Here is a 12475-nt window from a genome sequence, read left to right on the forward strand (position 1 = left end):
GATAGGAAAAAATCGGATTTACAGCTATGCCTATAGACGGCTCGCGGTTGCGCAGGTAGCAGCCTCCCTTATAGCCTATATGTGATCGTTATGTGAATATCGTCCGACTTTCGGTAAAGCAGGAATAAAAGCGATACCTTTGCAATGTATGCATAATTAACTTGTTGCGATGATGAAGGAGCAAATCTCCGTGTTTGACATGTTTAAGATTGGTATAGGCCCATCAAGTTCGCATACGCTTGGCCCCTGGCGTGCCGCTCAGCGATTCACGCAGTACCTGGTGCAAAGCGGTTTGCTTGAACAGACGACGGCTATCCACATTCTGCTTTACGGTTCGTTGGCGAAGACGGGTATAGGGCATGGTACTGATGTAGCCGTTTTGTTGGGACTCAGTGGCGATGATCCGGAGACATTTGCCGTTGATCGGGTAGCTACCAAGGTGGCCGACATCAGGCAGAAGGGGCGGTTAGTGTTGGGCGGCTTTCACGAAATACCATTTTCTTATACCGATGACCTGTTGTTCCTATATGCCGAAAGCCTCCCGTATCATCCTAATGCGGTGACCTTTCAGGCGCTCTTAGCCAATGGCACCGCTGTCAGTGAAACCTATTATTCTATCGGTGGTGGATTTGTAGTGAAAGAAGGTGAGCATGATCATAAACAGGAAGTCGACCTACCATTCCCCATACAGAATGCAAAGGAATTGCTGCTATGGTGCATCCGTACCGGACTAAAGATTTCCGAATTGGTATTGGAAAATGAACAGGCATGGCGCCCAGAAGGGGAGACGAAAGCAGGGATTCTTCGGATATTTACCACCATACGTGATTGCATCTACCGCGGATGCCATACGACGGGCATACTGCCGGGCGGGTTGCTTGTCGATCGCCGTGCTTATAAGCTTAACAAGCGTTTGATTGCCGGGCGGTCCTATTCTGATTATGAAAGTTGGGTCGCAGCCATCCGTGCCGGTGGCGGCAGTTTTCAGTATACATTGGACTGGGTAAGTTGCTTTGCACTGGCCGTCAATGAAGAGAACGCTTCTTTTGGCCGTGTGGTCACCGCACCAACAAACGGCGCCGCGGGCGTAATACCGGCGGTGCTCCAATATTTTATTGTGTTCCACGATGGCTTAAATGAAGACCAGATTATCCGGTTTATTGCTACCGCCTCCGAAATTGGGAGCATTTTCAAAAAGGGAGCAACCATCTCCGCAGCAATGGGTGGATGCCAAGCCGAGATAGGGGTGTCTTCTGCCATGGCTGCCGGCGCACTTACAGAACGTCTGGGCGGCTCGCAACGGCAAGTACTTATGGCTGCTGAAATCGCCATGGAGCATCATCTCGGTCTCACCTGTGATCCGATAGGGGGCCTTGTACAGATTCCCTGCATTGAACGCAATACCATGGGGGCTATCAAAGCCATTACGGCTGCGCAACTGGCGCTGCAATCCAATCCGGATAAAGCCAAGGTAAGCCTCGATGCGGTAGTAAAAACAATGTGGGAAACGGCACAGGATATGAATGTGAAATACAAAGAAACGGCCGATGGCGGTTTAGCCGTCAATATCCCCCTGAGTTTGCCGGAATGCTAGCACTCAAAATGTACAAATTTTTAGGAACATTTCTGTCTTTTTTGCCGTACTTTGTGCTATGCCGCTTTTCATCAGTTCAATCGCTTCTGGCAGCAATGGCAATTGCTATTTCGTCGGCAACGGACGTGAGGCCATCTTAGTAGATGCTGGGATTTCCTGCCGTGAGATCGAAAAGCGAATGGCGAGACAGGGGCTGCCTATGCAACAGGTGAAGGCTATTTTTGTTTCCCATGAACATACCGATCATGTCAAGGGATTGAGTGTGCTTGCAAACAAATATCAGCTTCCTGTGTTTCTCACAGATGGTACACGGATGGCATGCAGGTTAGCCATACCTGACAGATTGCTGCATCCGCTTACGGATTTGCAGACCATCGGTATCGGCGGCTTGGCGGTTACGTCGTTTCGGAAATACCATGACGCGGCTGATCCCCATAGTTTCCTTGTTGAAGGTGAAGGATACACGGTAGGGGTTTTTACTGACATCGGCAGGGTATGCGAACGCGTTGAGGATTTCTTTGGGCGGTGTGATGCCGTTTTTCTTGAGGCCAACTATGATGTAGACATGTTAGCGCGCGGCCGTTATCCGTTTTTCTTGAAAAATCGGATTCGCAGCGGCTACGGTCACCTATCCAACGCGGAAGCATTGGAATTATTTATCAGGCAGCGTTCGCCACGATTGCGGCACCTGTTTTTGTCGCACCTTTCGCGGGATAATAATGATCCGGAGTTGGTATACAACTTGTTTGATGAACACCGGGCTGATACGGAAATTGTTGTTGCAGGGCGGTACGCAGAGACCGCTGTTTATTATTTAGGCGAGCCACAGCCGGCTTCTTATACCCTATTTAGCCAAGATACGGCGATTTCGTATTCAAGATCACAACAGGTATCTGGTTAGTGTTGTGTTCGAAGTTTAAAGTATTTTTTTTTAGTTACGGATATTGATTGTTCTAACATATGTTGTTTAATCGTACTCGCCGTTCGGTAATTGGATTTTTGCCGGTGGTATTGGTTGTTTCGATGCTGTTGATGGCCTCTTGCGCCAAGAACGAACCACGGCCAGGAGGGGAGGTCACCAATACGGAGGTTAATAAATGGATTGTCGACTCGATGCGTTATTACTATTATTGGAATACCTCGATTCCTCAAGATAGAAACCTTAACTTTAATTCAAGCCCGCAAGCTTTTTTCGAGAGCTTGTTGAATAGGCCTGCAGACCGGTTCTCTTGGATTCAAAATGCGGAAGATTTAAGAAATGAACTCAGTGGAATTATAAAAACCAGCGGTTTGGGTTTTGGCTTCTTTAGAATCGGTGAAAGGGGGGCGGGTGCCGCTATTCGTTACGTACTTAAAGGGTCTCCCGCTGATTTGGCAGGAATCAAGCGTGGCGACATTTTTACACGCGTCAATGGAATTGAATTGACCGTGGATAGTGAAGGATATGTAGAAAACTATCAACCTCTGCAAGGCAACGAGCCCTTTACGCTTACAAGGGGCATTATCAATGGAAACGTTATCAGTGAAGGCGAAGAAATTTCGATAACTCCGGTTGAAAACTTCCAGGAGAAGGCGATACACATGGATTCCATATTAACCACAGCCAACGGAACAAAGGTAGCTTATTTATTTTACAACCGATTTTTGTCTAATCAAGCGCAAGAGCTTATTGACGCCTTTAATCGATTTAAAGCCGGAGGAGTTAGCGAATTAATCATTGACGAGCGTTATAATGGCGGAGGGGATGTTGGCGTTGCATCGCTATTATCGGCATTGACTCATAAAGGCTTCAACATCAACAGTGATTTTATCCGATATGAGTTCAATAACAATTTTAGGGATGCCGTATTGACTTACGCCGATTTGTTTGGTGCCGAAAATGGCAATGTAGTCAGCGCCAACAACTTGGGGTTGAGCCGGGTTTTTATTCTGGCGACCGGTAGTTCGGCATCTGCCAGCGAATTGGTAATCAACAACCTTAGGCCCTTTTTGGGAGCTGCCAATGTCGTCCATATCGGCGGTACCACCCGAGGTAAAGACGACGCATCCATTACCATTGTAAATTCTTCGCCGCGTTTTAAAGGCGAAAACGATTGGGGTATTCAACCGATTGTGCTGAAATATAAAAACAGAAATGGCGAAGGCAATTTTGTTAATGGGCTAACTCCGACCTATGAAGTTGTTGAGACTGTTCCTTTTGCGCCAATGGGGTCTGCGGAAGATCCGTTGATCGGAAGCGCACTTGGCATTATCGATCCGAGCATGCGTTCGACGCTGAGCAGGCAAATGAGCGTGCAACGGCAACGGCTGGCCGCCGGCTTCGGTGAGTTGTCAAGGATGAATGAAAAGGTGTCGAATATAGTTCCGCTGGATGTCACCCATTCGCTGGACGGTGTCCCCCTAAAAATAAGATAGTGGGGATTACTCGATTTCCATCCCAAACAGCTCCGCAATATGATCCTTAAGGCGATCCTTTATCGCATTGATGTCTTGGGGTTTTCCCAATTCACGTTGCATCGAAGTGACGTCTTTATCATCGATATTGCAGGGAATGATGTTGCCGAAATAAGTAAGGTCGGTATTGACATTAAAAGCGAAACCATGCATGGTCACCCAACGGCTGGCGCGTACGCCTAAAGCACAAATCTTGCGCGCACGGCCATTATCCGCATCTATCCATACGCCTGTATAACCTGGGTAACGCCCGGCTGTGATGCCATAATCGGCCAGTGTGCGGATGACCGCCTCTTCCAGGGTGCGGAGATAACGGTGGATGTCGGTAAAGAAATTATCGAGATCGAGAATAGGGTACCCTACGATTTGCCCGGGACCGTGATAGGTGATATCGCCGCCCCGGTTTATCTTGTAAAACGTAGCTTGTTTCTCCTGTAACCCGCTTTCGTCCAATAATAAGTTTTCAGGATTACCGCTTTTACCGAGCGTATACACATGGGGGTGCTCGGTGAAAATCAGGTGATTGATCGTCGGCGTTGCCAATCCTTCTTGCCGGTTGGCTGATTTTTGGCTTACCACTTGGGCAAAGAGGGCCTCCTGCCTATCCCAAGCGACCTGATAATCCAATAAGCCCCAATCTTCGAAAATGACTTTCTTGTTCATCCTCCTTAATACAGTAAATTATCGTAAGGATATCGTTCGGTATGCATTTTCACCACGGTGTCGTAAATTAGTTTCCTAAATTCTTCGACGTTTGTCTTGGCTGTTGCCGATATAAATACTGCCGGACTGTTGTACTTGGCCATCCAACTGCGCTTGAACTCCTCCAGCGAAGTCGGTTGTGCTTCGGTATCCGTTTCATCCGCTTGCTGCTCCCTTTCTGGTTGGTAAGCATCGATTTTATTGAATACGGTGATGGTCGGTTTATCCAGTGCCCCGAGTTCCTTGAGCGTTTCGTTTACGGCCCTGATGTGGTCTTCAAAGCTTGGATGGGAGATGTCCACCACATGTACCAGCACATCGGCTTCCCGCACTTCGTCCAGTGTTGACTTAAAACACTCAACCAGGTGATGGGGTAGTTTGCGAATAAACCCTACGGTATCGGAAAGGAGAAAAGGTAAGTTGTCGATGACGACTTTGCGGACAGTCGTATCCAATGTGGCAAACAATTTGTTTTCGGCAAATACGTCGGATTTAGCGATCAGGTTCATGATCGTCGACTTGCCCACATTCGTATACCCTACCAGTGCTACCCGAATAAGTTGGCCCCGGTTTTTTCGTTGAGTTTCCGCTTGGCGATCAATGCTCTTGAGGCGTTCCTTAAGCAGTGCGATTTTATTGAGGATCATCCGGCGGTCGCTCTCGATTTGGCTTTCTCCTGGGCCCCGCATCCCGATACCGCCGCGTTGGCGTTCCAGGTGCGTCCACATCCGAGTAAGCCGGGGAAGCAGGTATTGCAGTTGTGCCAATTCCACTTGTGTCTTAGCTTGCGCTGATTTTGCCCTGCGGGCGAAGATATCTAAGATAAGGTTGCTTCGATCAAGTATCTTCACCTTTAGTTCACGTTCGATATTGCGCAGCTGCGAGGGCGATAGCTCATCGTCAAACACGACGATGTCAATTTCCTCGGCTTCCACAAATGACTTTATTTCGTCCAGCTTGCCGGTGCCTACAAAAGTGGCCCTATCGGGGTGATGGAGCCGCTGCGTAAATACTCCCTTTATGACACCCCCTGCGGTGTCAACCAAAAAGGCCAGTTCTTCCAAATATTCCTGTTCTTTTTCTTCGCTTTCGTTGGGCAGGATGATGCCTACCAAAACAGCGGTCTCGGGTTGTATAGCGGTGTCAAAAATTTTTTGTTTTGCCATGTGTTTAATCAGTGTAAAATAAAAAGTGAAAGTAGCGGCGCAAGGCAAAGTCTGGCGGCGCTTTTTCAAGTAAATGCTATAAGAATGGTGTTGTGCGGTATTACATGGCTTGATACGCAGTTAACAAAGTACAAAGGTAAAAAGTTTTTGGCAAAAATCCGTAATGTTAATCTTGGCTATTCGGCAATGGTTTCTTTCGGGTTCAACTAAGCTGATGTGGTTGTGGATGACTTTCTGCCTCGTACAATGGGAGAGATACAAAAAAAGTAGACCCCTTGCCGGGTGTGCTCCGGGCCCATATTTTACCGTGATTGAGCGCAGCCAATTCTTTGGATAAATATAAGCCAAGTCCGATGCCTTTCTCGCTTTCAGTGCCGTAGGTGGATTGCACATTCCTGTCGAATAACCGACTCATATCCTCGCTGGCAATGCCGATACCGTTGTCTTCAATCGCTAACGTACATGTACGGTTGTCTGCGTTTCGGTTTAACGAGATATCAACTGTGCCATTTTTCGGTGTGAATTTCAAGGCATTGCTGATTAAGTTGCGGATGATCAACTCTAGCATATCGATATCTGCCCATATTTTGACGTCCGCCTCGAGATGGGTCGTTATGGATATCCCTTTCTTGTTGGCTATGAATTGCTGCACTTCCAGTACGTTGGCAATAACAACTTCGGGTTTTATCTTGGTGGCGATTGGTTTCAGGCCTTTGATTTGCCCGGTGGTCCATGAAAGCAGGTTGTCAAGCAATTCAGAGGTGTTGCGGGCAGCGAGCAACAGTTCTGCTTTCATTGCCTTTCGCATATCGGCCGGCAATTCCTCATAAGTCAGAATCTCCAATACGCCTGTTATTGCGCTCAATGGGTTGCGCAAGTCATGGGCCAATATCGATATCAAACGTAGTTTTTCACTGTTGGATTCTTGTAACAATATATTCTGAGCGCGGATCTGTTCGTTTTGTGCTTCAATTTTGTAGGCATGTTGCTCGGCCGTATGTTTTTCCCGTTCGTAGTTGCCGCGTAGGTAAATGGTGATGCTGTAAGTGCAGACTACAATGATAATCAGTGTGGTAGCAATATCGAGATAGCGATACTCCAGCGTAGCATAATCGGTCGCCAATATATGGGGGACAACGTATTCCAAACCGAGTAGTGATACGGGTACCACAAGATGCAGCACAGTCCAGATGCGATGAAAACGGGGATGGGTGAAAGCGATCAAAAATAGATACGTGAGCAAAAAGAGGTATAACGCCGGCCCGTTGCTCCCTGAATTATACAGGAAAGTGATGGTAACCACAACATAGCTCGCTATTGCATAGGCCAGCAGGCTGAACGTATACTGGCCATAAACCCTGGCCCTGATGATCAGGAAGACCAATATTGCTTCGATAACCACCAACATCCCCGAGACCACCCAGAGTTTCAGGGCGATATTTAGTGGGATTAAAATAAGCAGCAGCACACCGGTGATTAAACCAATGACGTTAAAAGCCCGATGCTCCAGGGGGAGCTGTTCAGGGTCTCCGACAAGTTGCCACCAGAATTTTCGAAGCCGTACCTGCATTCAGGATATTGCCAATTAACTGAATTGACAAAGTTAGCAAGATAATTAACTTCGGGAAGGCATTTTGAAACGTGTTCCTGAGTCTAAAGTACGCCTAAATAGTTGGGCTGCATCGCGAGGTAAATAGCGAGGTCTTTGATTTTAATGTATTGTATCATATTCGGATACTTTGAAATAAACGCTTGCTTGCGTTCTTTTGGGGGCAATAACAGTAGTTCTGACCGATCTTCCAATAATTGGTACCATCCACTCATCCAAGCGTCATAATGTCGGCGCAGATCGGGGAATGATACCGTAAGCTGTTCCAATTCTTTTTTGCCCACCCAAAGCAACCTACAGGGCAAGATTGCCTTTAATTGCGCCGTATCGCCCATGCTCATGGGGATTGTTGTGCCCTGCGGTATGAAACGCAGTATAGTAGGTTCTGTGTCTGCGTGGTATTTGCATTGCATCATCAGGCCTTCGGCAAGATAACAGATGCCGGGCTGCATGGTGAGCGGCCGTTCCGCAGGGCAACCGATCACGGAAAGGTGTTTGGTCAATGTTTCCCAGATACCTGAATGCATTGGAGCAAACGATTGGAGTTTTTGCTTAAATTGTTGAAGGTGTTGTTCCATATCCATGTTCGTTAAGCGGAATTAGCGGGTTGCCAACCCATTTCGGAAGGCGTAGTTAGTCAAATCATTTTTGGTTTTCAAATTGAGCCGTTGGGTGAGTGCCTCGCGGTATTTTTCTACCGTACGTCTGCTCAGGCACATTGCGTCGGCAATTTTTTCGTCAGACAGGCCCTGTGCGCACAACCGCAGGTATTCCAATTCCCTGTTGGAGAAATTTAGTAAATGGTGCAATGACGGTTTTAAGTGGGTCGTGAGTGACGGGGCCTGCGAACGGTAAGCGAGATCTCCTGTATGAAGGTAACGCATCGCTGCAACAAGCTCTGCATTGCGCACATCTTTGGAGATAAAGCCTTTGGCACCAAGCATAAGCATACGGCTGGCTGCATGCTCTTCGCTATGCATGCTCAAGGCCAGTACTTTAATGTCAGGATGATGCTGGCTTAGCCACTCCATGCTTTGGTAGCCGTCCATAATGGGCATAGCGATGTCCAGCAAGATGATATCCGGCGGCCCCAGTTCGTCGATTTTGCGTTGTATCTCACTTCCATTTGAGGCGTCGAAATGCAATATGATGTCGCTATGGTCTTCCATCAGGGAAATTATGCCTTCGCGGATGATGCGGTGGTCGTCTATCAAAGCGTATTTAATCATAGGGGCGCAATTAACGTATAGGGCATTTCAGGCAAGCATAAGTGCCGTTCCCGGGCGTAGAGTGAATCGTAAAATCACCTTCCAATTGATTCATGCGCTCACGGATGGCGGGTAAGCCCATGCCCCCAGAAGACGCATCCACTGGGGGATGGAAGCCTATCCCATTATCCTCCACATAGATGGCCAACTGCTGCGGAGTGTGATGAAGCTGCACGCTTATGGCGCTGGCTTGTGCATGTTTGATAGCGTTACCTAATAGCTCTTGAAACGATCGGAATAACAAAATGGCCTGCTCGTGTGAGATTTCAGGCGGCGGTGCAGCCGGGCTGTCATAGCGTACAGCAAGTACCTTGCTGTCACGCACCCATTCAAGTTCCTTTGCGATCGCTTGCTGCAAGCCGCCATGTAAAATCTCGGTAGCGGAAATAAGACGCGCAAGCTGCCGAAGCTCGTGTATGCTACGCGTGATGAGCAGGTAAACGGTTTCTATCTTGTTCGTAGCTTTTTCCGGTTGGCTCAGGTCTACCGCAGATAATGTCAATGCAGCTAAGCTCATTACCTGACCGATATTGTCATGTAGATCACTTGCGATACGCTTACGGGTATTTTCTTCGGCTTCCAGCTTTACGAGCAGTTTATCCCGCTGGTGCTGCGCTTCCTGTGCGGCCTGTGCTTGGCGGTGCGCATGGATACGCCGTTGGTAAAAAACCATAAATACAACCAATACAGTGGGCATGATGAGAAAAATCAATGTGCCGTAGAGTAATAGGCGATTGATTTCCGCTCCCGATACCTGCAATAGAATGCATAACTCCATATACTGTATAAAATAATGTTCAACATGATCATGGTTGCGTAGCGCACTGATCCTTCGAAGCGTGGTTCGTGCAACAAGAAAAGCTGCTGAAATAACAGATTATTTGCCGTACTTCCAAAGTAAAAATACAGGGTCCCCACAACCCACCAAAAAGGCGCGTAAGCAAGTATATTGGCGATATCGCTGCCATCCCAAATCAACCAAAAATAATATACACAGCCGATGACAACGAATACCGACATTCCTGTTGTTGTACGGTGCATAAAACCCACACCATCCATATAAGCGAACTCTGCAAAAAAAGCACCGCCAAATAATAGCATCCAATACCAAGGCCAACGTAGCGTTTTTGTATACGGTCGGAAAAGATAGGATAAAAAGCTTCCAATAAAGCATGCCTCCACCCACAAGAAAACATTATACATCATGTGGTTGCTGCTTACTTTGAGCAGCATAAAACGGCCACATAATTCTACAATAACCACGACAGCGAGGTAGGCGATGTGGAGGCGCCAAAAAGGCGAGCGATCTTTCCAAAGAAATCGTATTGCCACCAACAGACAAATAAGTTGTATAGTTTGAGCGTACGGAAACGACACGACTAATTACTCAATAGTGTAGCACCTTCTCCATTGCAGTTTTGAGGCGGCGGGCAAATATTGGTTCTATTCATCACGCCTGCTTGTTCGTTCAATTCGCTCCATGCACCTTGCGGTGTAAATTGATGGATGTAGTGATCCCAATGAAGGTGTCTTCCAGCTACGACGGTGTCTTTAGTCGGCACAAAGACCAGCGTATTCATGCCGGCATGGTGGGGCTCGTTGGGGAAGGAAAGTGCCGCTTCGTTGGAACCGTACGTGGCAAAATAAATGCGTACGCCGTCTGACCCGGCCGCTTTGGCGTCGTCTACCAGTCCTTCCAGCGCTTCGATCGCTATCCAGACAAATTGCGTTTGGAGGCTGTCGGACGTGACGTCCAACCCGCTTTGCTGTTGCTTTCGGTTGTAATTGTGCACCATCTCGCGACCGACGCTGACGGGAATAATCATTGAATCCGGCAGATGCGCATTGGCGGTAATGCGTACAGCTGGCGAGTCATTGGCTGTTTGACAGGCTAGAACAACCAGTAATGGTAATACGGAATAGATAAGTGACCTTTTCATTATTGAATGTGTTGTTTTCTTTCAAGATATTAGCTGAGATTGCGTCTGGTGTGTTTGCCGTGGTTTAAGCCTGCTGTATAACACAAGCTTTGGAACATATTCTTTTCGAAGCGGCAACTCATATCGGTTCATCACAGTTTAGTGGGTGAACAAATGAATTAATTATCGAGTAAAAATAGCGTCAGGAAGGCATGATGTAAAGGGTAATTTTACCCATTTGCTGCACGGCCATAAATCTGCATCGAAAGAAGTCTGATATGGCCCTTGTCCTGCTGGCCCGACGGCATCGCGGCCTTTCTGTCTATCAAAATTCTTCAGTAATTAACTGATATGTAGATTTTACTTTTATCTTTGCCAAGATAGTGATTAATTTGTTGCGAGGACGGTTAATTGCAGGATCATTTTTTAGTAAACCTAATGTTATACAATAATGAAGCCGGCAGAGGCTAACCGCCAGCTTACTGATGCAGTTAGTGAGAAAGCGCTTCTTTGCCGCCAAAAGGAATTATTCAACATGGAAAACAGAACACACAAGTTTACCTTTGTCTTTATGGTTGCTGCGGCCGCGATATCGGCTTGTAGCCCTGCCCACGAGCAATCTGCAAGCACCGACATGTCGGCTGTACTATCGGTGTCACCCGCAGATTTCGAGGCTGAAATTGATGGCGATTCCGTGAAATTATACACGCTGTCCAACGGAACGGCCGTTGCAGCTATCACGAATTACGGCGCGCGCGTGGTTAGTCTCCATGTACCGGACAAAAACGGTGACTTGGTGGATGTGGTGCTTGGGTACAAGGACTTGACAGCTTATCGGCAACCTGGCGAAGGGTTTTACGGTGCCGTGGTAGGACGTTACGGCAATCGTATCGCCAAGGGGCAGTTTGAATTGAACGGGCAGCAGTATCAGCTGGAGCTTAATGATGGGCCCAACACGCTGCACGGTGGTACCAATGGCTTCTTTGCGAAGGTGTGGGAAGTAAAGCATGTAACGGACAGTAGCCTTGAATTACAATATGCCTCTCCCGACGGTGATGCCGGCTATCCCGGTAAACTTGTATCTACCGTGGTGTACACACTTACTGCGGACAACGGTTTAGACATCGCCTATCGGGCGACCACAGACAAGGCCACGGTGGTAAACCTGACCAATCATGCCTACTTCAACCTTAGCGGCGAAGGTGATAGCACCATTCTGGATCATCTACTTACTATCCGTGCAGACAGCTATACCCCTGTTGACGAGACGCTGATTCCGACAGGTGAGCTTACTCCGGTAACCAATACGCCCTTCGACTTTAGGCAACCGGCAGCCATCGGTGCACGCATTGATACTGCAGATGCCCAGCTAGTGCTTGGCAAGGGCTATGACCACAATTTTGTGTTGAAAAAAGATGCCGGGCTGCAGCTTGTGGCTACGGTTGAGAGTCCTAAAACGGGCATTGTCATGGACATCCTTACCGAGGAACCCGGTCTGCAGTTCTATAGCGGCAATTTCATGGACAACGTGCAAAACGCCAAAGGGGGAAAGACGTATGGCCATCGTTCGGCATTCTGTTTGGAAACCCAACATTTTCCCGATTCGCCTAACCAGCCGGATTTCCCATCAACCGTCTTGGAACCAAAGGCCGAATATCAGACACGGACGATTTATCGATTCAGGTAGCCATTTTTCTCCGGCTTTGCTTCAATCCAGTCCGTATGTTCGGCAGCGTAGCCGGGCCGGAGTGGATTGAAGCCAT

Annotated in this window: 12 protein-coding genes; 4 read left to right on the forward strand and 8 right to left on the reverse strand. The window is 47.8% G+C overall.

Annotated features, from left to right (window positions below; all coding sequences use genetic code 11):
• Positions 1 to 169: 169 nt before the first annotated feature.
• From B5X72_RS16360 to B5X72_RS16370, 3 genes are read left to right on the forward strand one after another with little or no spacing between them, the layout of a single operon-like run.
• A complete protein-coding gene (locus B5X72_RS16360; protein ID WP_079718000.1) occupies positions 170 to 1594 on the forward strand; it encodes an L-serine ammonia-lyase in 1425 nt (474 codons plus the stop codon).
• 58 nt (positions 1595 to 1652) lie between these two features.
• Positions 1653 to 2495 (forward strand): MBL fold metallo-hydrolase, encoded by an 843-nt coding sequence (locus tag B5X72_RS16365; RefSeq protein ID WP_079718001.1) that lies wholly within the window; start codon positions 1653 to 1655, stop codon positions 2493 to 2495.
• A 59-nt stretch (positions 2496 to 2554) separates the two neighbouring features.
• Entirely contained in the window at positions 2555 to 4009 is a 1455-nt protein-coding gene (locus tag B5X72_RS16370; RefSeq protein WP_079718002.1) for a S41 family peptidase, read from the forward strand.
• Positions 4010 to 4015: 6 nt separating this feature from the next.
• Here the strand turns inward: B5X72_RS16370 and lipB are convergent, their stop codons facing one another.
• The 8 genes from lipB to B5X72_RS16415 form a co-directional block, all read right to left on the reverse strand.
• Positions 4016 to 4711, reverse strand: a complete 696-nt coding sequence (gene lipB / locus B5X72_RS16375; RefSeq protein WP_079718003.1) for a lipoyl(octanoyl) transferase LipB — start codon at positions 4709 to 4711, stop codon at positions 4016 to 4018.
• A 5-nt stretch (positions 4712 to 4716) separates the two neighbouring features.
• Positions 4717 to 5916 carry a GTPase HflX gene (gene hflX, locus B5X72_RS16380; RefSeq protein ID WP_079718004.1) on the reverse strand — a complete coding sequence of 400 codons (1200 nt, stop codon included), beginning with the start codon at positions 5914 to 5916 and terminating at the stop codon, positions 4717 to 4719.
• Between the two features lie 202 nt (positions 5917 to 6118).
• Positions 6119 to 7486, reverse strand: coding sequence for a sensor histidine kinase (locus B5X72_RS16390; RefSeq protein ID WP_079718006.1), 1368 nt, complete (start codon positions 7484 to 7486; stop codon positions 6119 to 6121).
• A gap of 83 nt (positions 7487 to 7569) precedes the next feature.
• Positions 7570 to 8103, reverse strand: coding sequence for a cyclic nucleotide-binding domain-containing protein (locus B5X72_RS16395; RefSeq protein ID WP_139378743.1), 534 nt, complete (start codon positions 8101 to 8103; stop codon positions 7570 to 7572).
• A 21-nt stretch (positions 8104 to 8124) separates the two neighbouring features.
• A complete protein-coding gene (locus B5X72_RS16400; protein WP_079718008.1) occupies positions 8125 to 8754 on the reverse strand; it encodes a response regulator transcription factor in 630 nt (209 codons plus the stop codon).
• Between the two features lie 10 nt (positions 8755 to 8764).
• Positions 8765 to 9571 carry a sensor histidine kinase gene (locus B5X72_RS16405; protein WP_079718009.1) on the reverse strand — a complete coding sequence of 269 codons (807 nt, stop codon included), beginning with the start codon at positions 9569 to 9571 and terminating at the stop codon, positions 8765 to 8767.
• A complete protein-coding gene (locus B5X72_RS20835) occupies positions 9502 to 10125 on the reverse strand; it encodes a hypothetical protein (protein ID WP_176146250.1) in 624 nt (207 codons plus the stop codon). Before B5X72_RS20835 ends, B5X72_RS16405 begins: the two co-directional genes overlap by 70 nt.
• A gap of 47 nt (positions 10126 to 10172) precedes the next feature.
• Positions 10173 to 10733: a hypothetical protein gene (locus tag B5X72_RS16415; RefSeq protein WP_139378744.1), complete on the reverse strand. Its 561-nt coding sequence runs from the start codon at positions 10731 to 10733 to the stop codon at positions 10173 to 10175.
• A 514-nt stretch (positions 10734 to 11247) separates the two neighbouring features.
• Between B5X72_RS16415 and B5X72_RS16420 the strand changes: the two genes are divergently transcribed.
• Positions 11248 to 12399, forward strand: coding sequence for an aldose epimerase family protein (locus tag B5X72_RS16420; protein ID WP_079718133.1), 1152 nt, complete (start codon positions 11248 to 11250; stop codon positions 12397 to 12399).
• Positions 12400 to 12475 lie beyond the last annotated feature (76 nt).

The organism is Parapedobacter luteus (assembly GCF_900168055.1).
Lineage (GTDB): Bacteria > Bacteroidota > Bacteroidia > Sphingobacteriales > Sphingobacteriaceae > Parapedobacter > Parapedobacter luteus.

Coding starts and splice junctions, on each gene's coding strand:
- B5X72_RS16360 (WP_079718000.1), top strand. CDS start 170: ATGATGAAGGAGCAAATCTCCGTGTTTGACATGTTTAAGATTGGTATA.
- B5X72_RS16365 (WP_079718001.1), top strand. CDS start 1,653: ATGCCGCTTTTCATCAGTTCAATCGCTTCTGGCAGCAATGGCAATTGC.
- B5X72_RS16370 (WP_079718002.1), top strand. CDS start 2,555: ATGTTGTTTAATCGTACTCGCCGTTCGGTAATTGGATTTTTGCCGGTG.
- lipB (WP_079718003.1), bottom strand. CDS start 4,711: ATGAACAAGAAAGTCATTTTCGAAGATTGGGGCTTATTGGATTATCAG.
- hflX (WP_079718004.1), bottom strand. CDS start 5,916: ATGGCAAAACAAAAAATTTTTGACACCGCTATACAACCCGAGACCGCT.
- B5X72_RS16390 (WP_079718006.1), bottom strand. CDS start 7,486: ATGCAGGTACGGCTTCGAAAATTCTGGTGGCAACTTGTCGGAGACCCT.
- B5X72_RS16395 (WP_139378743.1), bottom strand. CDS start 8,103: ATGGAACAACACCTTCAACAATTTAAGCAAAAACTCCAATCGTTTGCT.
- B5X72_RS16400 (WP_079718008.1), bottom strand. CDS start 8,754: ATGATTAAATACGCTTTGATAGACGACCACCGCATCATCCGCGAAGGC.
- B5X72_RS16405 (WP_079718009.1), bottom strand. CDS start 9,571: ATGGAGTTATGCATTCTATTGCAGGTATCGGGAGCGGAAATCAATCGC.
- B5X72_RS16415 (WP_139378744.1), bottom strand. CDS start 10,733: ATGAAAAGGTCACTTATCTATTCCGTATTACCATTACTGGTTGTTCTA.
- B5X72_RS16420 (WP_079718133.1), top strand. CDS start 11,248: ATGGAAAACAGAACACACAAGTTTACCTTTGTCTTTATGGTTGCTGCG.